Source organism: Gilliamella sp. W8123, from assembly GCF_016101085.1.
Lineage (GTDB): Bacteria > Pseudomonadota > Gammaproteobacteria > Enterobacterales > Orbaceae > Gilliamella > Gilliamella apis.
Window position 1 is genome coordinate 42,778 of sequence record NZ_JACFRE010000009.1, and the last position, 23,461, is coordinate 66,238.

The following is a 23,461-nucleotide window of genomic DNA, read 5'->3' on the forward strand; positions in this document are numbered from 1 at the left end:
TAATGTAATCATCTAGTGTTTTTAAAAGAATAAGAGTATATAATTTCGCGTTACGACTTCACTAGAAAGTGTTAAGTTGCTCAACCTGAATTTTCAACTCAAGAATATGTTCATGGAATTTGATATATGAAAATAAGTAATATCCTTACATGTGCCATTGTCTTTATTCTTGCCACAGGCTGTGTAAAAAACAATATGTCTAAAACAAAAAATAATGGCAAAAATATTGAAGTCGATTCGTTAGCAATATTAAAAGAACAAACAGAACAAAATAATCCGTTTGTATCTAATGCCAAAAATCAATTACTTCAATTAGTTGGCGATAAACAGTTTGACAGTTATATAAAAAAACACGGTATTTTAGACTGTAAAGATGACAGTAACGAATCTTCCTGTGTGTTAAATTTTTATCTTAACGAATTTTATAAGTTAAAATATGATATTCAACTCAAAAAAGTGATTGAAGAAAATCAAGCCGAACATAAAATTGAGTTAAAGAAAATTAATCCAACCGACAATAATCTAAACAATTACTGTCAATGGTCAGCAGATTTTGTTGCAGCAGTTTACAGCAAAGATACAGAAAATATAACTAATCGCTATCAACCATTATTTAGAATGTCAGAACAAGATTTGGCTGCATTACAAACTAAAATTCTCAAAGATAATTACTCGCATTTTTTAATTGATGAAAATCCAAGTATTCTTGACGAAATGAAAACCGATTATCTTGAAAATTGTTTAAGTAGTCCTAAAGACAATATTATCAATTACATTAATATTTTTAGATAATACTTAAGTGAGTCTTTTTTATGTACAATTTATTACCTATTAGTCGATTTAGTAAAACATTAACTTGCAAGATGTTATGCATAGCATCGATATCTTGTTTGAGTTTTTCTTCATGGGCTTTTACTTTTAATGATGTAGTGACAAAAGCAGAAAAATTATCAAAAAAGTCTTATGTCCAACCATCTAAAAATATTCCTAGTGAGCTATCTTCACTACAATTTGCTGATTATCAAAAAATTTCTTTTAAACATGATAAAGCTTATTGGAATGATCGTAAGAGTCGTTTTAAACTTGAGTTTTATCATGAAGGTATGTATTTCGACACGCCGGTTAAAATTAACGAAATTGTAAATAATCAAGTTAATGAAATAAAATACAATCCAGATTATTTTGACTTGAGCAAACTCAATTTAGATAATTTAAACACCAAAAATCTTGGTTTTGCCGGTTTTAAAGTTCATTATCCAATTAATAAACCAACGAAAACCGATGATGAAATATTTACTGCGCTTGGTGGTAGTTACTTCCGTGCCGTTGGTAAAGATCAACGTTATGGCCTTTCTGCAAGGGGGCTTGCCATCGATACTGGTGAAATGTCAGGAGAGGAATTTCCTCGATTTAAAGAATATTGGATTGAACGTCCAGACCCAAACCAAAAGCATTTAGTCATTTATGCATTACTCGACTCTCAAAGTGTGACAGGTGCTTATAAAATTACTTTAGTACCAAGTATTGATACAACAGTCACTGTAGAAGCTAAAGTATTTTTCCGTGATTCAGTTAAAAAATTAGGTATTGCGCCATTAACTAGTATGTTCTTATATGGTCCAAATCAACCTTCACCACTACTTAATTATCGTCCAGCAATGCATGACTCAAACGGGTTATCTATTTTGGCCAATAACAATGAGTGGATTTGGCGCCCTTTAAACAATCCAAAACGTTTATCGTTTTCATCATATAGTTTAGAAAATCCGAAAGGCTTTGGCCTAATCCAACGAGATAAAGGTTTTGATGATTATCAAGATTTAGATGACCATTACGAACTAAGACCAAGTGTTTGGGTTGAAATCTTAAATGATTGGCAAAAAGGACGAGTTGAACTTGTCGAAATTCCAACAGCCGATGAAACCAATGATAATATTGTTTCCTTCTGGGTTCCGGAAAAACAGTACAAAAGTGGTGATCAACTTACTTTTAAATATCGATTACACTACACACTAAACGAAAAAAATCGCTATCCAGCTAACGTCGCTAGAGCAGAAAGTACTCGTTTATCGTTGGGTGATATAAAACAAGCCAATTTAATACGTAAACTTGATGGTTCTAATGCTTATGTTATTGATTTTACTGGCCCTCAGTTATCAGACAAAAAGCCTGTTAAAGTTATTTCAAGTATTAATAACGGATCAATTGTTAGTTGCGACACTCAATACAATTCAGTGACTAAAGGTTGGCGTGTTATTATACGGTTTAACGTTGAGGATAACAAAAAAGCAACCGATTTGCGAGTTCAGCTCGCTTCTCAAACGGGTGAAGTATTGTCCGAAACTTGGAGCGGGCAATATCCTGCTCAATAATTATAAAAATCAGCCAATAATATGAAAAAAGATTACTTCGAAAATCTACCTGACGCCGAAATTTGGCGTCAGAAATCGGAAAACAATAACTCACTTGTCAATGATGTCGAATTCTTAAAATATCGATTGAATCAAGTCGGCAATACTGAATATTTTAATGAAACAAGACAACAACAACCTAGTTATCCCAAAGTTGAACGTGTATCAGTACAACCACAAATTTGGGATGAACACTATACAGCTAAATCAAAACCACGTGTAAATATTATCGCACTTATTCGTCGCTTAATTATGTTTGCGCTTATTGCCGTGCAAACTTACTATGGTACGACTTATTTATCATCACTTTTGCCGTATCAAAGCTGGCAAAAGATTAGTTTTATGGCAAATTGGGAAATCAATCCGGAACTGGCTATCTATAGTATCATCCCTTATATCATACAAGGTTTTGTTATTGGTCTCTTCGCTATATTATTTTGTTGGATTTCAATCGGTTTTTGGACCAGTATCATGGGCCTTATTTTAGCGGTGATAAAAAAAGACCGTTATACCATTGCTATTCCTAACGATCCTGCATCCCATATTGACGCAAAACATCGTACGGCATTAGTCATGCCTATTTGTAATGAAGATGTTTCACGAGTATTCGCAGGACTTGAAGCTACCTATGAATCACTGGTTGAAACGGGACATCCTCAATGTTGTGATTTTTATATTCTTAGCGACACAAACGATCCTGATTTGTATGTTAATGAATTAAAGGCTTGGGCTGATTTTAATGCTAAAAAAGCAGATAATGGTTGTAATATTTTCTATCGTCATCGTAAACGTCGTGTGAAACGTAAAAGCGGTAATATTGATGACTTTTGTCGTCGCTGGGGACATCAATATGAGTACATGATGATTCTTGATGCTGATAGTATTATGACTGGCGATTGTATCTTAAAAATGGTTGCCATGATGGAAATGAATCCGACAGCAGGTATATTACAATCACCACCAAAATCGGTCAGAATGACAACCTTATACGGCCGTATTCAACAATTTGCCAATCAGATTTATAGCGATATTTTTTGCTCAGGTACTCACTTCTGGCAACTAAGTGAAGCCCAATATTGGGGTCACAATGCCATGATTCGCCTCAAACCCTTTATTGAACACTGTATTTTATCACCATTGCAAAAACGTAAAGGCCCGATTCATATCTTATCGCATGATCTGGTTGAAGCAAGTTTAATGCGACGAGCTGGTTATGGGGTATGGATTGCGTATGATATGAATGGTAGCTATGAAGAGTTACCAGGAAACATGATAGAAGATCTCAAACGAGATAATCGTTGGTGTATGGGTAATCTGATCAATCTTCGCTTAATATTCAAAAGTGGCATTACTTTAACCCACCGAGTTATGTTTTTAACCAGTGGTATGGCTTATATTTCATCATTATTGTGGTTGATATTTTTAATTTTCTCCACACTATTATTATTAGTGTTCAATATTTCTGAACCACAATATTTTTTCCAACCCAACCAATTTTACCCAACCTGGCCAAGGTGGGATGAACAATTAGCTATTCAACTACTTTCAACTACGATGGTATTGTTGTTTGCACCTAAATTATTTAGCTACGGAATTATTATAGCCAGAACAGGGGCAAAAGATGTAGGCGGGATATTTAAACTAACCTTATCAATTCTTATTGAAATGGTGTGGTCAATGATCCTTGCACCAATCCGTATGATCTTCCATAGCAAATTCGTTGTTAAAGCATGGCTTGGTAGCAAAATCCAATGGAAGTCACCATCACGAAGTGATGATGCCTTAACTTGGGGGGAATCATTCTATTTTTGTTGGCCTTTATCATTATTAGGGATTGTGTGGTTATGCGTGATTATTTGGTTAAATCCACAATTTACCTATTGGTATATTGCAATTTTAATCCCATTAACTATTTCACCACTGGTAATTCGCGTTTCTGGATTATCTAGTATTGGTATGAAAGCTAAACAAGCAGGGTTATTTTTAACTCCTGAAGAAACCCACCCTTCACGTGCAGTAAAACTCACTGGTGACTATTTAACGCAAACCGAAGCTGCTTTTATGGAACATGGCTTTGTTATGGCACTTGTCGATCCTATTTATAATGCATTAGCCTGTGCATTATCGACTTCTCGTCATTTACCTAATACAAAAAATCAGCAATTGCGCCAACAACTGATTGAGCACTATCAGCAAGTGGATTTAGAAAAAATCAGTAAAGAACAACAATTAGCTATTTTAGAAGACCCTATTATTCTTTCTGCACTTCATTGTCACATCTGGCATCAACAAGAAAAATACGACAATTTGTTCTCATTATGGCAAAATGAACGCCAGCAATAAGAGATAGGGCTTAATGCCCTATGTCTTCTTTTAGTAATTAATCAAAATCCATGGATATTTTTTATGACTTGGCAACCTACTGCATCAATTAATAATTTACTTAAGCGCGCTAAAATTGTATCTCAAGTAAGACAGTTTTTCGCTGATCGCTGTATATTAGAAGTCGAGACGCCAACCTTAAGCCAATATGCAGTAACAGATGTGCATCTTAGCTCATTTCATACCTTATTTTTAAAACCTGGTGAAACCAATGAACAACAAGGGCAGAAAATGTCATTAATCACCAGCCCTGAATATCATATGAAGCGTTTATTAGCGGCTGGCAGTGGCCCTATTTATCAAATCTGTAAATGTTTTCGTAATCATGAAGAAGTGAGTCGCTATCATAACCCTGAATTTACTATGCTAGAGTGGTATCGTATCCAATTTGATATGATGCAAATGATTAATGAGGTAGACGATCTATTACAAAACGTTCTAGATTGCGAACCAGCCGAGCGTATCTCCTATCAAAAAGCATTTCAACGTCATCTAAATATTGACCCATTGGAAGCTGATCAAGCAAGCCTAATTGATGCGATTAAAAAGCTTAATATCGAGCTTAATACTGATGATTATGATCGAGACACTTTATTACAATGCTTATTTAGTTTTGGCGTCGAACCTCATATTGGTCAAGAAAAGCCCGTTGCAGTATATAATTTTCCAGCATCTCAAGCAGCATTAGCAGCGATCAGTCCAGAAGACCATCGAGTCGCCAGCCGTTTTGAGTTTTATTATAAAGGGATAGAACTAGCTAATGGATTTAAAGAGTTAACCAATCCACAAGAACAAAAGATGCGTTTTGAACAAAATAATATTGATCGGGCAAATCAAAACTTACCACCACAAAATATTGATATTGAGTTAATTGCGGCTATGGAAGCAGGTTTGCCTGATTGTGCCGGTGTTGCCGTAGGACTTGACCGCTTAATTATGTTAGCACTTGATGCCATGAATTTAGATGATGTCATTTCATTCACTTTTGCAAGGGCTTGATCATGTTTGGAAGTTTAGACTTAAGTGAATGGATAGCGATAATAATTGCTATTATCGCCATTGCTTTATTAATCGCTTTATTAAAAACTCAATTTAGAGCTAATAATCTACAAGCCTTATTTGATTTACAACTGAATCAGAAAAAACAAGAAAATCAGGTTTTAAATAATCAAATAACACAGTTGGAACAAGAGTTAAATCAATACCAACAACAAAATATCGCCCAAAATATTAAAATTAGCGAATTGCAAACACGTTTAGAAGAGACGATGAATGCCGCTCACCAACGGCAAACCATTCTAGAACAAAGTGAGCAACGTTTAACAACTCAGTTCGAAAATTTGGCTAATCGAATTTTTGAGCAAAGTGGTAAAAAGATTGAGCAACAAAATAAACAAAGTTTAGATTTTCTACTTTCACCACTAAAACAACAACTAGAAGGCTTTCAAAAGCAGGTTCAAGACAGCTTTGGACAAGAAGCCAAAGAGCGTCATACTCTCACCCATGAAATCCGCAATTTGCAACAGCTTAATGAATTAATGACTAAAGAGGCCACTAATTTAACTAATGCACTAAAAGGCAATAATAAAACTCAAGGTAATTGGGGAGAGTTCATTCTTAGTCAAATTTTGGATAACTCAGGACTCCGCTTAGGACATGAGTATCATACTCAGGTTAATTTAACCAATGAAAATAATCAACGATTGCAACCAGATGTAATTGTTCATTTACCTCAAGGCGGTGATGTTGTCATTGATTCCAAAGTTACTTTAGTTGCCTATGAACGTTATTTTAACAGCGATGATGATGATATTAGAACAAAGGCTATTGCCGATCATTTAGCTTCAGTACGTAATCATCTAAAACAGCTTAGCCAAAAAGATTATCACAAACTAATTGGTATCAATTCATTAGATTATGTATTAATGTTTATTCCAGTTGAACCAGCATTTTTGTCAGCAATTGATCAAGATCCGTCATTAATTAATGATGCTTTAAAAAATAATATTATGATTGTTAGTCCAACAACCTTATTGGTAGCGTTAAGAACTATTCATAATTTATGGCGATTTGAATACCAAAATCGTAATGCCGAACTTATTGCTGATAGAGCAAGTAAACTATATGATAAAGTTCGCGGTTTTATTGAGGATATGGAAAACCTAGGTAACTGTTTAGATAAAGCACAACAGACCTATCAAAATTCAATGAACAAACTATCTAAAGGACGAGGTAATGTTATTGGTCAAATAGAACGATTCAGAGAATTAGGAATTGAAGTTAAAAAACCGATCAATCCTGATATAGCCCAACTATCAGTTGATGAACTTGAACGTGAACAAGAAGATTATCCATCTTGCCACGATACTCAATAAAACTAATCGCAACTCATTGGTTAATGATGTTTTAATTAATGTAATAATTTAACTTAAATATCTTAATTCACCATCAGAAAAAATACGTGTATACTCATTTAACACAAAGGGGGACGATATGGCAAAAAAACAAGATAAAGAAGCAAGTTTTGAAGAAACTATCCAACAACTTGAAGCAATTGTCACTCAACTTGAAAATGGTGATTTACCATTAGATGAAGCTTTAAATGAGTTTGAAAAAGGCATCAAATTAGCCCGTTCTGGTCAAAAACAACTTAATGAGGCTGAACAACGCATCCAAATTTTGTTATCTGAAAATAGTGATGCTCAATTATCTGAATTTTCAATTGATAATAATGAATAGCACAAAACCATTACAAGAACGTATTGATAATTATTTAACAACATATATTTCGCAATTTGCCCCTTCAAACTTGCAACAGGCGATGAGCTATAGTCTGCTTGCCGGAGGCAAACGAATCCGCCCTATTCTAGTTTATCTAACTGGACAGATGTTTAATTGTCCTTTAGATAAACTTGATCCTATTGCAGCTGCTATCGAATCAATGCATACTTATTCTTTAATTCATGATGATCTACCTGCCATGGATAATGACAACCTCAGGCGGGGAAAACCTACTTGTCATATTCAATTCGGTCAAGCAGAAGCCATTCTTGCTGGCGATGCCTTACAATCACTAGCTTTCAGTTTATTATGCGAAAATCAACATATTGATAATCAAAGTAAAATTAATATGATTAGCGAACTCGCTAACGCCAGTGGACTTACAGGTATGTGCTTAGGTCAATCACTTGATTTGCAAGCAGAACATCAAAAGGTAACCCTTGAACATTTACAAAATATCCATAATTATAAAACCGGTGCTTTAATTCAAGCAGCAGTTAGGCTTGGAGCTTATGCTAGTGGTGAGGTAGCCAAACCCTATTATCAAATCTTAGATGACTATGCTCAAGCTATTGGATTAGCATTTCAAATTCAAGATGACATTTTAGATGTTATTGGTGAACAAGAACTAATGGGCAAACCACAGGGTTCAGATATTGCACTTGAAAAAAGTACTTATCCGGCATTAGTTGGCTTACAAAATGCAATTGAAATGACAAACACATTATATCGGCAAGCTATCGATAGTCTGCGGCAAATACCTTATAATAGCCAACCATTACAAGATCTTGCTGGTTTTATTATTAATCGAAATAGTTAACCTAATAACTAGATGATAAAAATGAATTTAGATAAATTTCCTTTATTAAAGCAAATCAATTTTCCCACGGATCTTAAACGTTATCCGCTATCACAATTGCCAGAGATTTGTCAGGAATTACGACAATTTTTATTAGATAGTGTTAGTCAATCTAGTGGCCATTTAGCTTCAGGTTTAGGTGTAGTCGAATTAACCGTCGCTTTACATTACGTCTATAACACACCATTTGATAAAATTATATGGGATGTAGGGCATCAAGCTTATCCGCATAAAATCCTTACTGGTCGACGTGATCAGATGCTAACCATTCGCCAAAAAGGTGGATTGCACCCTTTTCCTCATCGTCATGAAAGTGCATACGATGTGTTAACTACTGGCCATTCATCAACATCTATTAGTGCCGCACTAGGTATTGCTATTGCTGAACAACAAAAACAATCAGGACAAAAAGTAGCAGCAATTATTGGTGATGGTGCATTAACCGCTGGTATGGCATTTGAAGCAATGAATCACGCAGGTCATATAAAACCTGATATGTTAGTCATTGTTAATGATAACGATATGTCAATTTCTGAAAACACCGGCGCACTTAATCAGCATTTAGCGCAAATTTTATCAAGTAAAGCTTATACCTCTTTTCGTGAAAGTGGTAAAAAAGTCCTTTCGAATATTCCGCCATTAAAAGAATTATTCAAAAAAACCGAAGAACATTTAAAAGGATTAGTTACTCCAGCCATTTTATTTGAAGAATTAGGCTTCAATTATATTGGCCCAGTAGATGGCCATGATGTCGAAACACTTGTAGCTACCTTGCAAAATGTGAGGCAGTTAAAAGGACCACAACTACTGCACATTATTACTCAAAAAGGTAAAGGCTATGGCCCTGCCGAACAAAACCCAACTTTATGGCATGGTGTTCCCAAATTTAATCCTAATGAAGGAACTTTACCGATTTCAAAGAAAGTTGCACCAACCTATTCCAAAATATTCGGTGATTGGCTGTGTGAGATAGCTGAAAATGATAAACGTTTAATGGCAATTACTCCTGCCATGAGCGAAGGCTCTGGTATGACTGAATTTGCAAAACGCTATCCCAAACAATTTTTCGATGTAGCCATTGCTGAGCAGCATGCGGTAACATTAGCCGCAGGCTTTGCTATTAGTGAATTAAAACCGGTAGTAGCTATCTATTCTACTTTTTTGCAACGTGCATATGATCAAGTGATCCATGATATTGCTATCCAAAATTTACCTGTCCTGTTTGCTATAGATAGAGCAGGCATTGTTGGAGCTGATGGTGAAACCCATCAAGGTGCTTTCGATTTAAGTTTTCTACGCTGTATTCCTAATCTTGTTATTATGACTCCGAGTGATGAAAACGAATGTCGACAAATGCTTTATACAGGTTATTTACATAATGGCCCATCAGCGGTACGTTATCCTCGTGGTGAAGGATGTGGTGCTAGCTTACAACCACTCTCTCCAATACCATTGGGACAATCGAAATACTGTCGAGAAGGTGAAAATATTGCTTTACTCAATTTTGGCACATTATTACCTGAAGCTTTACAAGCAGCTGATCAAATAAATGCTACAGTGATAGATATGCGTTTTGTAAAACCACTAGATGAAAAAGTCCTTTTGCACATTAGTCAAAGCCATAATATACTTGTCACCATTGAGGAGAACAGTATCAAAGGTGGGGCTGGAAGCGCCGTCAATGAATTTTTGTTATCGAAAAAAATAAAATGTGATATTTTAAACATCGGATTGCCTGATGTGTTTATTCCACAAGGATCGCAACAAGAAATGCGTGATGAAGTTGGATTAAACGCCAAACATATAATCGACAAAATTAATACATTTATAAAACTATAGGTTAAATATGGAAACTCAAGCTGTCACGGTTCAGATTTTTGGGCGAACGTTAAAGTTTAATTGCCCTGTCGAAGAAGTTGACGCACTCACAAATGCGGCTAAAGATTTAGATGCACGCTTAACAAATTTACGAGAAAAATCACCACAAGTTGGTAGTGATCAACTAATCATGACTGCTGCGCTAAATATATCTTATGAACTAACGAAAGAGAAAGAAAAAAGCGACGAGTTCGCTAATAGATTAAAAATGCTACAGCAGTTACTTGATTCCGCTTTAAATACCAACAATTAGTTAGCTTAAACGTAAATATTCAACAAAGACTATTGTATGATTTTCTAAATTTTGTATTATATTAATTATCTCTGAGATGCTCGGGATAAGGGTTAGTCCCCTGAGCCGATATTCTTTAATTTAGAGTGGTATGATTTTTAATTGGTGTGTATGCCTAATTTATTTAGGAAACCTAAAAATTAAAACATGCAACTCACCTTGAACCTTGGGTTCAAGGGTTACGACCCTAACGACATCTTGGAGTGCTTCTTTACTTTTCTTTTTCAATCGATAACTAATGAATATTCGGCAAGCGATACGTCAAAAAAGACGTGAATTATCTCCACAACAACGCAGTGATGCGCAGCAAATTATTTATCAAAAAATTGAAACTCATCCAGCTTTAAATCAAGCTAAAAACATCGCTATTTTTTTGTCATTTGATGGGGAAGTCGATACAAAACCGATTATTGAATATCTATGGCAACAAAACAAATCAGTCTACTTACCAATTACCCATCCATTTTGTAAAAATCACCTACTCTTTTTAAAGTACACCACAAATACGCCACTCATAAAAAATCATTTTGGTATCTTTGAACCAGAACTTAATGTCAATAATGTCATACCGTTTGCACAACTTGATATCGTCTTTACACCATTGGTTGCTTTTGACGAGCGCGGTTATCGTATGGGAATGGGAGGTGGTTATTACGACCGTATGCTGGTTAATTATCAACAACAACAAATATTACCCATTGGGCTCGCATTTTCCTGCCAAAAATTGGCCAATATTGATAATCAACCTTGGGATATCAAATTGCCAGAAATAATTTATGCTTAAAGGCTAAAGGTAATTCGTCCTCTATATTTCATTAGGTGATAATCTTTTTCAATTTATTCAATAAATCAGCATAATTTACTTTACTAAAATCATCTACATTCATTTCAAACAATGTCCCTAATGCAAATTTATCATATTGTCTATCATGGCAAATTTGATAAAACTTTTCTTTGGTTATCAAATCATCGGCAAGATTACGATCAGCTAATTCGTCGCCATAATGATAGTGGGTCATAATATGCGATAAATGACGTTCTAAAGAGCGATCACGCTTATATCGGCGTTGCCAAAGAATATCAAAATTAGCCACCAAGCGAATGGTTATTACCTGATAATGGTAGCGATTAGCAAAATCGTTTAACTGATTTTTTTGCTTATCGCTAAATGGATATTCCGAAATAATGATCTTCTTGCCAGCGTCCATATACCACTGCAACACCCCGTAATAAAAATGCCAAACTTTTTGTTCTAAGGCATTTTTCTCAGCAAGTGAATTAAACCCAACGGAGTCGGCATACAACTCCTTTGCTTCATCGGGCGTCAACAGCAAACTGTTGGTGAATTGTCGCTGCAATAGATGGATCAAATATGTTTTTCCGGTACAAGGACAACCAGCAAGTAAGATCAAATATTTTGGCATATAAGATTACCTTAGTTAATACGTTGATTAACATTGAGAAACAAACTCATTTTATGTTTGACAATATCTTTAACTGCTTGATTAGCAGGAATCACATTATGCCTTAGCGACTTATTAACTTCAGTTTGAGCAAACTGATCTTTAGCAACTTGTGTCCAATTAACTAATAACTCTGTACCGACATTGAATTTACGAATGCCGTTGTTAATCAGCTCAGGGTAATCTTCCTCCTTCACACCGGTACCACCATGAATAACCAATGGAATATCAACCATTGCATGAATCTCTTTAAGTAACGGAATGTTGACTTCAGTTTTCGATTTAAACTGACCGTGATTAGTCCCGATTGCTACCGCTAAAGCATCAATTCCTGTGGCCTGTACAAAGACCAAAGCATCACTAGGTCTAGTGTAAACTTTATCGTTAACTTCAACGTGAATGCCCTCCTCGGTGCCACCTATAGTACCAAGCTCGCCTTCTACCGACACACCTCGAGCATGGGCATATTCAACCACAGCTCGAGTTTTTAGTATATTCTCTTTAAACGGTAAGGATGAGCCGTCAAACATAACCGAGGTAAATCCACTATCAATCGCCTGTTTGATATCATCAAAATTTTTAGCATGATCAAGGTGCAAAACCGCATCGACAATTTCTTCATCAGCGATGGCTTTTATGGTATTGACCAAGACTTTAAAACCAATATAACGAGCGGTATCAACACTTGTCTGGATAATAATCGGTGCGCCAACTTCTTTCGCTGCTCGAAGCATGTCGGGTAGCATTTCTAAATTATGTGTGTTAAATGCGCCAACAGTAAAATTAAGTTTAGTCGCTAATTCGGTTACCGCTTTAAGTGTAGTGTACATAACTTTTTCCTTTAATTTCGTTGAATTGTAGCTAATTTGGCAATATTGCGCATTTCATCCATTTTATTCATCCAAAAGTCGATATCGGTAATAGATCCTGATTTTGCTGCCTCTGCACGTTTATGGTTATACAAACTCATTAGGATTTTATATCCTTCACCAATTGATCTCTTTTGTTGCATGCTGGTTTCTAAATACTCTATAGCCAAATCAACACGCCCTAACTGGTTATACAGTATTCCTATCTGTTCATTACAACTGGCCAATAATTGAACATCATCGGTATGGGTAATTTGTTGTTTCAGTTCATTAATCTGATGTTCAATTTGAGCAATCTCATCAGCTGCAAGCTCTCTTGGAGTTGATGGTTCTATTTGAACAGATGGTTTATTCTTTTTAAAAAAGTTAAACATGGTCACCTCTTAATTAAAAATTCTTCAATAATGGGCTCAAAATCCAAGCATAAAGCAAGGCCACCGTAACGGTATCCACATCAGTCGCTGTGGCATTAACAAATCCCATTTGATTAAAGATAGTGACTAACAGCGCGGGTAATAAAGTGATAAATATGCCATGAGCTATTCCACCAATTAAAGCGCCACGACGTCCACCTACGGCATTACCAAAGATCCCCGCGGTACCACCAGCAAAAAAGTTAGTTAGCATGCCAGGAAGAATCATCGCAAGGCCAAAGAAAGGTAAAGTTAACATCGCAATTACCGTACCAATAGTGGTAGTAATAAAACCAAGAATAACGGCATTAGGGCTATAGGGGAAAAACACTGGACAATCAAGCGCAGGTATTGCATTAGGAACAATCTTCATGGCGATCCCTCTAAAAGCTGGCACGATTTCACCCAGTAATAACCTAACTCCGGCTAACAACACATAAATACCAACTACAAATATGATTGCTTGAGTAAATGCATAAATGATATAGTTTTGACCGCCAGATAGTGTCGAAGCATATTCTTCACCCGCAAAAAGCACGGTGATAATATATAAAGGCAGCATTACCACCATAACTGATAAATAGGTATCTTGTAAAAACTCAAACGATTTTGGTAATTTTATATCTTCAATTGAACGTTTATTTTCCCCTTTCTCACCAACAACATAAGCAACACCCGCTTCGAACAGATAACCAATAGTACAAAAATGCCCAAGTGCGATATCATTCGAACCAGTAACTTTACGAATAATAGGTTGAGCAATCGCTGGCATAAAGACGGCAAAAAGTGCACCAATAACACCACCGACTAAAATCAAGCTCACACCTGAAAGACCAGCGAAACTACCGAACACGGTTGTCATGGTTGCCATCCAAAGAATAGCCTGGCCAGTTAAAAAGATATATTTAAAACGCGTAAAACGGGCAATTAAAATATTAAAAATAAATATCATTAAAAAGGTTAAGGCAATATCTCTACCCAAACCTAATTGATTCATGGCTTGACCATTGATTGCCTCAATGGAAGGAATAATGCCTTGCATCTCAAAGCCAGCTGTAAAAATTTGACCAAAATAACTCAAACTACCAACAATAATACTTGAACCAGCATTGAGCACCTGAAAACCAAGTAGAGTTTTTAGCGTTCCTGATATGGTTTGCCCTACCGATTTTTTTTGCAGAATAAGACCAAGCATAGCAATTAAACTAATTGTGATAGATGCTTGAGTTAGAATATTATCAATAATGAAGTTAATTACGTTCATAATGCTCTCCTTTTTGCTTATTAAAGCAATCCTTTCTCTTGTAAGATCGGACTTAATTTTTCATCAATTTCCGACTTCGAAACGATATTTTTTAGGTATACAATCGAGGTGTGGTCACTAATATTAAATTTAGCAAATTGCGAACGAAAATTTTCTGCGGTAATAATAATGTCGACATTCATCGACGCGGCAGAAGAAATATCCGTATGATCTAACTTGGCATCAATACCTTTAGCTTTTAGTACATCTTCAGTTGCCATTTGGGCAGCAAAACTACTACCAAGACCGGCACCACAAACAAATAAAATAGATAACTGACTCATCGGGGATCCTCCTATAGCTTATTAAGTTAAAGCTGGGGTTGGTTCATTAAATAAAATCGCTTTAAATTGCGAGACACAATGACACATTAATAAGCGATCAAGCTTACTTTCATCATTAATCAGTTCAATCAAACTGCGCATAATATTGAGGTGAGAAAAGGAATCGATAGCCGCCAGACAAAATATAATCTTAACTGGCCCCATATCCTGATTACCAAAATCGACAGGATCACGCATGGTCATCACACTAAGTCCTAATTGATTAACACCATCTTCAGGCCGAGCATGCGCTAATGCCAAATTTTTGCCGATAACGATATACGGACCATATTGTTCAAGCGAGCTAATCATGGCATCGACATAATTTTTTGAAATATAGTTTTTCTGCAAAAGCGGTTGAGCAACAAAAGTGATAGCTTGCTGCCAATTAGAGCAAGTTTGTTGCAATATAATGTCATCATCGGTAAGAATATCTTTCAACATAGGTTGGATTTTCCTTTTATTGATTTTAAGATTATTAATAGCTAAACACTTCTCCAATTGGTTATAAATCGGTGCAGACACCACTCCGCCACTCTCTTCAATTAAATTCACTAAAGCATAAAAAAGATCAGTGGCATCAGTGCAGTGATTAACCATACGTTGGTGATCACGGTTTTTAGCTAAAAAATCTGTAATGATAGGGTGATTTTTTTCTTTTAATATGGGTTCTAACACCAAAACAGGATGTTCATAATGTGATAATGGAAAAGTCGAAAAAATCAAATCGAAATCAAGTTGCTGCAATAAATGCTGATCATTACGAGCCAAAATAGCCAAAATCTCGATATTGAAAAATTCTTTAAGTGATTGAGCTAAAAGATTAGAGGTCGCAATACCGTGATCACAAATGACCACCGCTTTAAAATAGTAACTTCGCTCTTGGTTGATCTCACTGGCGAAAGCAGAAAAATGAATGGTTAAAAAAGCAACTTCATCTTCAGATACTTTATTGCTTAAAGTGGTCTCAAGATTTTGGATAAATTGTGCAATAGCCGAATAGATAACACCATAATTCTGTTTAATATTATCTAATAACGGATTAATAATATGGATATTATTGCTCACCCGTGCGATTAACCCGGCTAAATGCTTACATAAATTTTCGTATAACTGTTCTTGTTTAATAGAAAACGGAATTTGTGTCTTTTCCTCAACATAATTGACCAATTTAATCGCCAATAATTGCGCATTTAACCAATCAATAGAATTATTGATATCCTTAGTATTAAAGGTCTCTAACATATAAATGATATATTGCTGTTCTTGACGACTAACTTGTAAAGCTGCGTGCTGACAAACCAACCGAATAAATTGATTAATACTGCCGGAATCATTATGAATAAAATCAGATCGAATCTTAGTGAGATGGTGATGTTGTTGATTACGAATAACCCAAATTGCAGTAAAAATAACAATTTGCTGTTTATAAATTTCATCATGAACTTGGCTCATTGTTTGTTCAGCAAGCTCAAATAATTTATTAATCAACATTTGCGGAATGTAACTAAATAACAACTGTTGAATTAAATTTAACTCTTTTAACGGCTGCTCATAATTGAGATTACTGGCATATTGATTTATCACCTCATACATCATCAAACGAATTGAACGTTCTAATCCAACTAATTGCATTCCTAATTTAGGTTGACTCACCAACTCAATATCATATTTTTTTAAACGCAATTTAAGTTTACGAATATCTTCGTCTAACACACTTTTAGAAACATAATAACTATTCTCTTTTTGGCTTAAAATGATAGGTGTAACTGAAAAAGCAATAGCTAACAATAGATCAAATTGACGTTCTTCTTTGCTTAAAATGGGGGAAACGGGTAATTGTTGTAAGGCAATCTTAACTAATTGCTTTTGTTCATTAGTACCCTTGATAATAAAACCTTTATTACGGATTGAGGAGATAAGTGGCAACGCTCTTTTATGTAAAAAATCATTTATTTCTCGTATCTCATTTCGCATTGTACGAGTACTTATCTGAAACTCTTCCGACAATGTATCAATAGTTAATGGATAATCAATAGATATGAATTTTCTAAATACTGCAATTGTTCTTGTTCGCATAAAATCATTCACCTATTTACTTCATAAATTTAGTATAAGTGAGTGATAGTGACATACCTAGTTGGTATTTTTGCAAATAATCATTGCAAAAATTAATTATGGATTAGGTATTTAAAGTTGAGATGGCGGTGTTTTTTTAACAATAAGGTGATTTAAAGGCAGGAGAATATATCAATAACGGCATACTAACTATGCCATATCGAAGGCAAATTTATGGCAAATGAATCAAAAAATTATGCATTTGCCACTAAATAAAATTGAATAAATGATAGGCTAAATCATTTTTTCTTTTTCAAAATCACCGCCATCAAAGGACGGTGACAATGATAGATTGTCGCCGGCTTTAACATAATCAACTCTGCCAAAGGTATCGTCCAATCAGGAATGACGGTGTTTTCTAAGTGATCAGGATCGATCGTATTATCAATATCAAATAGCTGGGTATTAGCGAATAACGCCTCTTTTTTGGCAATATCGACATCATCACTGTCGCTAAGCATGTTGCAGTTATCTAATATCTCTTGAGCAAATTGTTCTGGCCAATCTTCGGCAAAATGCTTTAATTTAGCTAAGCTTGAAATATGTCTTAACATGTCTCGGAACAACAACAAATAGACCATTTGAACGTTGCGACCTGACAAGTTAGCCAACTGTTCATCGGATAACGTAGTATTGATAACACTTGGGCCCCATTTAAAAAATAGCATAGCTATGTAGAATTTAACGATCCGTTTAATTGGCGCGTATTTTGCTTTAACTAACTTATCAATTTCACGAGATAATTGCATAGTCGGATAACCGACATGATTACGTCCATTCAAATCTCGCTCTGAAAGCGTTGGCTCACTCTGTTTTTTCAATAATCCTAACATGTTATAACTCTTACTATCTATTTTTTTGTCTAACTATTTCAAATAAACAAACGCCAGTGGCAACCGACACATTAAGCGAAGAAACAATCCCCGCCATTGGTATACTCACCAACTCATCGCAATGCTCTTTGGTTAATCGGCGCATACCTTCACCTTCTGCGCCCATTACTAATGCCAGTGGCAAGGCGTTTGAATTTTTATAAAAATCGGTTTGATAAAGTGTACTTGTCGCTTCGCCAGCGGTGCCCACAATCCAAACTTGGTATTCATCTTGTAACATCCGCATAGTTCGAGCAAGATTTGTCACTCTAACAACGGGTACACTCTCAGCCGCACCACATGCGACTTTCTGGGCAGTTGAATTAAGTGGTGCTGAGCGATCTTTAGGCACAATAATAAAACTCACGCCTGCAGCGTCAGCTGTACGAATGCAGGCACCTAAATTATGCGGATCGGTCACACCATCTAAAATTAAAATAACCGGATTGAGATGTTGTTCCATCAATAATGGGATATCATTTTCCTGATAACCACGGTTTGGTTTAACCATTGCCAAAATACCTTGATGCACGCCATTTCTGGTTTTTTCATCTAAGTACTGTCTATTGGTCACTTTCACCGCTAAACCCAACTGTTCTAACTCATGAACAAGGGCATTTAGGCGCTTATCTTCTCGGCCTTTAGCGATAAAAACTTCAATAATTCTTTCAGGCGCACGCGTTAACAAAGCTTCAATCGCATGGATACCGTAAACTGTCTCACTCATCTATTTTTTACTCTTTTTTCTCTTATTGCTGGCGGTCGACGCTGATTTAGATGTTTTTTTAGCCGTAGCTTTAGCTGCCCTAGGTTTAGTGCGTTTTTTTGTTTTTGCCTCTACCGCCTCGCTCGCTTTTTTCTTTTGGCTTTCAGCTCGACTCTTACTTTTGCGTTTTACTGGTAAATCAGCTTCAATATCGACTTTTTTCGCTTTATCTTTTGCTGTTTTACCTTGACGTTGTGGCTTATTATCACTGTCTACCAATGAAAAATCAATTTTACGTTCTTCAGGATTAACATTCTCGACCTTTACTTGAACTTTATCACCTAAACGATATGTAAAGCGAGTATTTTCACCAATTAAACGATTACGCGATGCGTCATAAATATAATAATCATTTTCTAGCGACGAAACATGTACCAGACCATCAATAAACAGATCATCTAATCGAACAAAAAAGCCGAAGTTAACCACACTCGAAATAGTTCCATTAAACACCTCGCCAACATGATCTTGCATATAATCACATTTTAACCAGTCAACCACATCACGAACAGCTTCATCCGCACGGCGCTCAGTCATCGAACAGTGCTCACCAAAATAAAGCATTTCGCTAGTGGTATAACGATGCCCACCAGTTTTACTGGTTTTATGTTGTTCATTCGCCAGTACCCATTTAATAGCACGATGTAATAATAAATCAGGATAACGACGAATTGGCGAGGTGAAATGGGCATATTCGTCAAGCGCTAGGCCAAAATGACCACGATTTTCGGGATCATAAATTGCTTGCTTCATTGAGCGTAAAATCACCGTCTGCAACATCTCATGGTCAGGTCGGGCTTCAACTTCAACCATTAACTTAGCAATATCTTTTGGTTTGGGATTATTACCGCCACCGAGAGATAAACCGAGTTCACTTAAAATACTGCGTAAATTGTTCATGCGATCTTCATCCGGTCTATCATGTACACGAAATAGCGAAGGAATCTCAGCATTAATCACTAATTTTGCCGCAGCAACATTGGCTAAAATCATACACTCTTCAATAATTTTATGTGCTTCATTACGCTGCACTAATTCAATACTCTCAATACGTTTATCTGCATTAAAAATGAATTTTGGCTCTTCTGACTCAAAACCAATTGCGCCACGAGCAACTCGGGCATTATCTAACACTTTGTAAAGCCCATAAAGATTTTCAAGATGAGGCACTAACTCTCGATAATGCTCACGCAGCTCTTTATCACCCTCTAAAATTTTAGCTACTTTGGTATAAGTTAATCGGGCATGTGAATTCATCACCGCTTCATAGAATTGATAACCAGTTAGACGCCCTTTATTTGACACTGTCATTTCACACACCAAACACAAGCGATCCACTTGCGGATTGAGTGAACAAAGACCATTGGATAACACTTCCGGCAACATCGGCACCACTCGTGATGGGAAATAGACCGAAGTCCCTCGCAAACAAGCCTCTTTATCTAACCCTTTAGCTGGTCGCACATAATAACTCACATCAGCTATCGCCACCCATAAACGGTAACCACCGCCGCGATTCTTTTGGCAATAGACCGCATCATCAAAGTCTCGCGCATCTTCACCATCAATGGTGACTAGCGGCAACTCGCGTAGATCTTTACGGCCTTTTTTAGCGCTTTCTGGCACTTGCTCACTAAATTTGCTAGCCTCTTTTTCAACCACTTTAGGAAATTCATAAGGGATCTCATGATTACGTAGCGCAATATCTATTGCTAAATTGGTTCCCATAATCTCGCCAAGAACTTCTTTAATAATACCTACTGCTTTTTGACGACGCTCAGGTCGTTGTTGTAATTCAACTACCACAACTGACCCCATTCTGACAGTACGATTTGGTTTACCTGCGATCAAAATATCAAAATTCAAACGACTGTCATCCGGCACCACAAAGCCAACGCCTTGCTCAATAAAATAACGACCAACAATTTGATTAGTGCGGGGTTCTAAAATCCGCACCACGCGCGCTTCGGTCTTACCTCGGTATTGACTGTTGATTGGCTGAGCCAATATAACATCACCTTGTAAAACTTTTTTCATCTGCTCATGTGACAAGAAATAGTCTTCCGGCTTACCTTCAACTCGCAGAAAACCATAGCCATCACGATGTGCAATCACACTACCCTTAACCATATCGAATTTTTCTGGCAAGGCATAGCATTTACGCCGGGTATATACTACCTGACCATCACGTTCCATTGCCCGCAATCTGCGATGTAAAGCCTCTTTCTGCTCATCAGATTTGATTGATACGGCATTAGCTATTTTCTCTAAGCTGGCTGGTTTTGCTTCTTGGGTTAGATAATCCAAAATCAGTTCACGGCTGGCGATCGGTGAGTCATATTTTTGTGCCTCACGATCGTAAAATGGATCTTTTATCATATGGAGCGTCCTGTGATCGAATGTTGAGTTTAGGATAACATAGAGTTGCATAACTTAAAATCAAGATTACTTTTTTGCAGTGCAAAAGCCTTTATTCTCAACATGTTTATAATTATTAATTCTTAAGATTCATGATTAATAAATAGGAGATGGTGATAAGGTAATTTATCGAAATGAAATATAAATATAATTTATACCTATTATTTAGTTTTTTTGCTTATTTTTTGAGCGAAAAAATTGCCCCAGTACGCTACGCGTAACTGGAAACAATTTTTCTTTGCAGCGTCTCTATAAAATATTGTTCAGTTGCCTGTCTATATTTATCTTTTTGCCAATCAAGCAAAAATTGACGCTCTTCTTCAGTCAACCATAATGGAATTAATTCCTTACTCAAAAAATCTTTAGAATGCTTATTTTTGCAATTTATTGATAATAATTCTGAAGTATTCTTTTTATACCAACGGTTATAAGAATTCTTATCGACATGCCAAAGATTTTTATAGCTATAACCAAATTGGCAATTAGCTAAACCATTCGGCAACAAACTTTCCAATTTTTTGGTTGGTAACCCAGCACGTAATATTTTTTGATTAGATAAACTTTTATATTTATAAAGGCACAAATTAAGATCCAAATTTAACCGAGTCACGGCGAGATAAAGGGATACGCCATAAAGCTGAGCAAAGATACCTTCTCGGAAAAAGTAGATATAATCAGTTTGTTGGCTTAATTTTAATTTTTGTTCTATATTCATAAATTTAGATTTTTTATATTAAATAAATATATTTTAATCACCACGACAAACACCGGTTGTGCTTGGATATCTTGGCTCCTGAATATCAATTTGACCTGTCTTACCCCTTACTCGGTAAACTAACTGATTTCGCAATAGTTCAGCAGTCCATAAATCACCATCAGGACGCCAAACTCCACCATAGTTTTTCGTAATACCCCATTCACTCATAAATGTACCCACTGCCCTTATAAAATGAGAACCATTATTAGTCAGTTCAGAAGTTGTATATAAATATTTTAACCGAAAATCGTTATTCAATGCTTGCTCTTGAGTAACTTTATTTATCCCGCTACAAAAACTTAATACATTAAATCCTCTAGACATACTTACATACTTTGCATTACTAAACACAATTGCCTTACCTGTTCCTTTCCGAGGCCATTTTTTAGGCACAGGAATAGTAAAATTATCGAACCATTCCCAATAACGACCGTTATAATATTCCATTGTTATTGTTGGCGTTCCATTTTGAATAAATTGGCTTTTTTGCTCAGCGATGTAATTTATCGTACAATTTGAACCAAAACCACCAATTGTCGATAAGTTTATTTTGCCACCACCATTAGACGTATAGCAACGATAACGACTTTGATCCGATCCGCTACCGACTAAGGTAAAAGCTGCATTCTGAAAACCAGTTGTTGGAAAACCACTACTTCGAGAAAAACCATAGGTATTATTAAAGACATTTGGATCATGATCACCAAAGTGAGTCATTTCATTCGGTCGTAAATAACATATTTGCCCATTTGGAATTATCCTATACTCTACCGAACTACTGCCATAGTAACGATTTCTAGGTAAACCATATTGAGTATTGGCCTGAATATTCGAGACTTCTACGCGTAATTTATAAGGTCCGCCACAATTCCAAAGCTCCCAACTTAACTTATCATTAGGTATTTGAATACCATTCTCAAACCAAGTTGCTTTAATTGTTCCAGTGACATAACCGCCAACTTCATCACCATCAATATCATCAACCTTAAGTGCTGATGGATTATGTGCAACTCCATCCGTAGGGGTAGCAAAAGCCCAAACATCATTGAAATGCATTCCTTTAGGTGCTCGCAAGGTAAGAGCAGTATCCCAGGCACTGATCCATTCAGTACCGCCTTGTCCATTACGATTTGGAAAATTAATCCCCATAATTTGACGTAAATCGGTTAATGGTGTTACGCCATCAGCTAATAAAATATACGGCGAATTACCGGTTATCATTTTTTCTGTTTGAGCCGAATATAAAGATAAAGCCCATACATTATTTACCAATAGCAGACTACTTAGAATAAAAATTACTTGTGCAAATAGTGTTTGATACCTAGTTAAATTTGTCGCTTTTTGTCTATTTTTATGTTGCTGAATATTTAACGCGATTTTTTCTATATAAGTTTTTAGATTATAGAAAGATGAGTTTATGGTAGATTTTATTTGCGAAGTTTGTTTAGCCCAAAAGATGGCTAGAATACTATTTTGGCTGGCTGGCTGGCTGGCTGGCTGGCTGGCTGGCTGGCTGGCTGGCTGGCTGGCTGGCTGGCTGGCTGGCTGGCTGGCTG

The 23,461-nt window shown here is 36.1% G+C and carries 21 protein-coding genes and 1 other RNA gene; 11 read left to right on the top strand and 11 right to left on the bottom strand.

Going from position 1 to position 23,461, the window contains the following annotated elements:
- The first annotated feature begins 126 nt into the window (after nt 1–126).
- From H3T56_RS10610 to H3T56_RS10660, 11 genes are all read left to right on the top strand, one after another.
- Complete coding sequence (locus H3T56_RS10610; RefSeq protein ID WP_065578466.1) at nt 127–792, top strand: hypothetical protein; 666 nt, start codon at nt 127–129, stop codon at nt 790–792.
- 20 nt (nt 793–812) lie between these two features.
- A complete protein-coding gene (locus H3T56_RS10615) occupies nt 813–2,372 on the top strand; it encodes a glucan biosynthesis protein G (RefSeq protein ID WP_232351436.1) in 1,560 nt (519 codons plus the stop codon).
- 21 nt (nt 2,373–2,393) lie between these two features.
- Nucleotides 2,394–4,754 carry a glucans biosynthesis glucosyltransferase MdoH gene (gene mdoH / locus H3T56_RS10620; protein ID WP_086356784.1) on the top strand — a complete coding sequence of 787 codons (2,361 nt, stop codon included), beginning with the start codon at nt 2,394–2,396 and terminating at the stop codon, nt 4,752–4,754.
- Between the two features lie 63 nt (nt 4,755–4,817).
- Complete coding sequence (epmA, locus tag H3T56_RS10625; protein ID WP_065650967.1) at nt 4,818–5,792, top strand: elongation factor P--(R)-beta-lysine ligase; 975 nt, start codon at nt 4,818–4,820, stop codon at nt 5,790–5,792.
- Between the two features lie 2 nt (nt 5,793–5,794).
- On the top strand, nt 5,795–7,168 hold the full coding sequence (gene rmuC / locus H3T56_RS10630; protein WP_086356783.1) for a DNA recombination protein RmuC: 1,374 nt from the start codon (nt 5,795–5,797) through the stop codon (nt 7,166–7,168).
- 118 nt (nt 7,169–7,286) lie between these two features.
- Nucleotides 7,287–7,532, top strand: coding sequence for an exodeoxyribonuclease VII small subunit (xseB, locus tag H3T56_RS10635; RefSeq protein ID WP_065578470.1), 246 nt, complete (start codon nt 7,287–7,289; stop codon nt 7,530–7,532).
- A complete protein-coding gene (ispA, locus tag H3T56_RS10640) occupies nt 7,522–8,394 on the top strand; it encodes a (2E,6E)-farnesyl diphosphate synthase (RefSeq protein WP_370531059.1) in 873 nt (290 codons plus the stop codon). Before xseB ends, ispA begins: the two co-directional genes overlap by 11 nt.
- Before the next feature lie 12 nt (nt 8,395–8,406).
- Nucleotides 8,407–10,272, top strand: coding sequence for a 1-deoxy-D-xylulose-5-phosphate synthase (gene dxs / locus H3T56_RS10645; RefSeq protein ID WP_370545549.1), 1,866 nt, complete (start codon nt 8,407–8,409; stop codon nt 10,270–10,272).
- 7 nt (nt 10,273–10,279) lie between these two features.
- Entirely contained in the window at nt 10,280–10,564 is a 285-nt protein-coding gene (zapA, locus tag H3T56_RS10650) for a cell division protein ZapA (RefSeq protein ID WP_034903801.1), read from the top strand.
- 65 nt (nt 10,565–10,629) lie between these two features.
- A non-coding RNA gene (gene ssrS, locus H3T56_RS10655) (6S RNA) lies at nt 10,630–10,812 on the top strand.
- 29 nt (nt 10,813–10,841) lie between these two features.
- Nucleotides 10,842–11,387 (top strand): 5-formyltetrahydrofolate cyclo-ligase, encoded by a 546-nt coding sequence (locus tag H3T56_RS10660; protein WP_198192949.1) that lies wholly within the window; start codon nt 10,842–10,844, stop codon nt 11,385–11,387.
- 31 nt (nt 11,388–11,418) lie between these two features.
- Here H3T56_RS10660 and H3T56_RS10665 read toward each other — a convergent pair whose 3' ends face one another.
- The 11 genes from H3T56_RS10665 to H3T56_RS10715 all read right to left on the bottom strand — a co-directional run bounded on the left by H3T56_RS10665 (nt 11,419) and on the right by H3T56_RS10715 (nt 23,177).
- Nucleotides 11,419–12,027 carry an AAA family ATPase gene (locus H3T56_RS10665; RefSeq protein ID WP_086354070.1) on the bottom strand — a complete coding sequence of 203 codons (609 nt, stop codon included), beginning with the start codon at nt 12,025–12,027 and terminating at the stop codon, nt 11,419–11,421.
- 11 nt (nt 12,028–12,038) lie between these two features.
- A complete protein-coding gene (locus H3T56_RS10670) occupies nt 12,039–12,896 on the bottom strand; it encodes a class II fructose-bisphosphate aldolase (RefSeq protein WP_086320983.1) in 858 nt (285 codons plus the stop codon).
- Nucleotides 12,897–12,907: 11 nt separating this feature from the next.
- Nucleotides 12,908–13,309 (bottom strand): hypothetical protein, encoded by a 402-nt coding sequence (locus H3T56_RS10675; protein WP_065578475.1) that lies wholly within the window; start codon nt 13,307–13,309, stop codon nt 12,908–12,910.
- A gap of 13 nt (nt 13,310–13,322) precedes the next feature.
- Entirely contained in the window at nt 13,323–14,612 is a 1,290-nt protein-coding gene (locus H3T56_RS10680; RefSeq protein ID WP_065650972.1) for a PTS sugar transporter subunit IIC, read from the bottom strand.
- 20 nt (nt 14,613–14,632) lie between these two features.
- Nucleotides 14,633–14,935 carry a PTS sugar transporter subunit IIB gene (locus tag H3T56_RS10685; protein WP_034901817.1) on the bottom strand — a complete coding sequence of 101 codons (303 nt, stop codon included), beginning with the start codon at nt 14,933–14,935 and terminating at the stop codon, nt 14,633–14,635.
- Nucleotides 14,936–14,956: 21 nt separating this feature from the next.
- Nucleotides 14,957–17,053 (bottom strand): PTS sugar transporter subunit IIA, encoded by a 2,097-nt coding sequence (locus H3T56_RS10690; protein ID WP_198192951.1) that lies wholly within the window; start codon nt 17,051–17,053, stop codon nt 14,957–14,959.
- 278 nt (nt 17,054–17,331) lie between these two features.
- The gene (locus tag H3T56_RS10695) at nt 17,332–17,925 is read right to left on the bottom strand and encodes a hypothetical protein (protein ID WP_086360534.1); all 594 of its coding nucleotides are present in this window, start codon (nt 17,923–17,925) and stop codon (nt 17,332–17,334) included.
- Nucleotides 17,926–17,938: 13 nt separating this feature from the next.
- Nucleotides 17,939–18,691 carry a 23S rRNA (guanosine(2251)-2'-O)-methyltransferase RlmB gene (gene rlmB, locus H3T56_RS10700; protein ID WP_198192952.1) on the bottom strand — a complete coding sequence of 251 codons (753 nt, stop codon included), beginning with the start codon at nt 18,689–18,691 and terminating at the stop codon, nt 17,939–17,941.
- Nucleotides 18,692–21,109 (bottom strand): ribonuclease R, encoded by a 2,418-nt coding sequence (rnr, locus tag H3T56_RS10705; RefSeq protein ID WP_198192954.1) that lies wholly within the window; start codon nt 21,107–21,109, stop codon nt 18,692–18,694. It abuts the gene before it with no gap.
- Nucleotides 21,110–21,359: 250 nt separating this feature from the next.
- Entirely contained in the window at nt 21,360–21,863 is a 504-nt protein-coding gene (locus tag H3T56_RS10710) for a hypothetical protein (protein ID WP_198192955.1), read from the bottom strand.
- A gap of 33 nt (nt 21,864–21,896) precedes the next feature.
- Nucleotides 21,897–23,177: a hypothetical protein gene (locus H3T56_RS10715; protein WP_198192956.1), complete on the bottom strand. Its 1,281-nt coding sequence runs from the start codon at nt 23,175–23,177 to the stop codon at nt 21,897–21,899.
- Nucleotides 23,178–23,461: the final 284 nt, after the last annotated feature.

What these genes read in the sequence shown, in the direction of transcription:
- H3T56_RS10660 (WP_198192949.1), top strand. Translation starts at nt 10,842, where the DNA reads ATGAATATTCGGCAAGCGATACGTCAAAAAAGACGTGAATTATCTCCA.
- H3T56_RS10685 (WP_034901817.1), bottom strand. Translation starts at nt 14,935, where the DNA reads ATGAGTCAGTTATCTATTTTATTTGTTTGTGGTGCCGGTCTTGGTAGT.
- H3T56_RS10615 (WP_232351436.1), top strand. Translation starts at nt 813, where the DNA reads ATGTACAATTTATTACCTATTAGTCGATTTAGTAAAACATTAACTTGC.
- mdoH (WP_086356784.1), top strand. Translation starts at nt 2,394, where the DNA reads ATGAAAAAAGATTACTTCGAAAATCTACCTGACGCCGAAATTTGGCGT.
- H3T56_RS10675 (WP_065578475.1), bottom strand. Translation starts at nt 13,309, where the DNA reads ATGTTTAACTTTTTTAAAAAGAATAAACCATCTGTTCAAATAGAACCA.
- H3T56_RS10670 (WP_086320983.1), bottom strand. Translation starts at nt 12,896, where the DNA reads ATGTACACTACACTTAAAGCGGTAACCGAATTAGCGACTAAACTTAAT.
- H3T56_RS10695 (WP_086360534.1), bottom strand. Translation starts at nt 17,925, where the DNA reads ATGTTAGGATTATTGAAAAAACAGAGTGAGCCAACGCTTTCAGAGCGA.
- zapA (WP_034903801.1), top strand. Translation starts at nt 10,280, where the DNA reads ATGGAAACTCAAGCTGTCACGGTTCAGATTTTTGGGCGAACGTTAAAG.
- rlmB (WP_198192952.1), bottom strand. Translation starts at nt 18,691, where the DNA reads ATGAGTGAGACAGTTTACGGTATCCATGCGATTGAAGCTTTGTTAACG.
- xseB (WP_065578470.1), top strand. Translation starts at nt 7,287, where the DNA reads ATGGCAAAAAAACAAGATAAAGAAGCAAGTTTTGAAGAAACTATCCAA.
- H3T56_RS10710 (WP_198192955.1), bottom strand. Translation starts at nt 21,863, where the DNA reads ATGAATATAGAACAAAAATTAAAATTAAGCCAACAAACTGATTATATC.
- rmuC (WP_086356783.1), top strand. Translation starts at nt 5,795, where the DNA reads ATGTTTGGAAGTTTAGACTTAAGTGAATGGATAGCGATAATAATTGCT.
- H3T56_RS10665 (WP_086354070.1), bottom strand. Translation starts at nt 12,027, where the DNA reads ATGCCAAAATATTTGATCTTACTTGCTGGTTGTCCTTGTACCGGAAAA.
- epmA (WP_065650967.1), top strand. Translation starts at nt 4,818, where the DNA reads ATGACTTGGCAACCTACTGCATCAATTAATAATTTACTTAAGCGCGCT.
- dxs (WP_370545549.1), top strand. Translation starts at nt 8,407, where the DNA reads ATGATAAAAATGAATTTAGATAAATTTCCTTTATTAAAGCAAATCAAT.
- H3T56_RS10690 (WP_198192951.1), bottom strand. Translation starts at nt 17,053, where the DNA reads ATGCGAACAAGAACAATTGCAGTATTTAGAAAATTCATATCTATTGAT.
- H3T56_RS10680 (WP_065650972.1), bottom strand. Translation starts at nt 14,612, where the DNA reads ATGAACGTAATTAACTTCATTATTGATAATATTCTAACTCAAGCATCT.
- rnr (WP_198192954.1), bottom strand. Translation starts at nt 21,109, where the DNA reads ATGATAAAAGATCCATTTTACGATCGTGAGGCACAAAAATATGACTCA.
- H3T56_RS10610 (WP_065578466.1), top strand. Translation starts at nt 127, where the DNA reads ATGAAAATAAGTAATATCCTTACATGTGCCATTGTCTTTATTCTTGCC.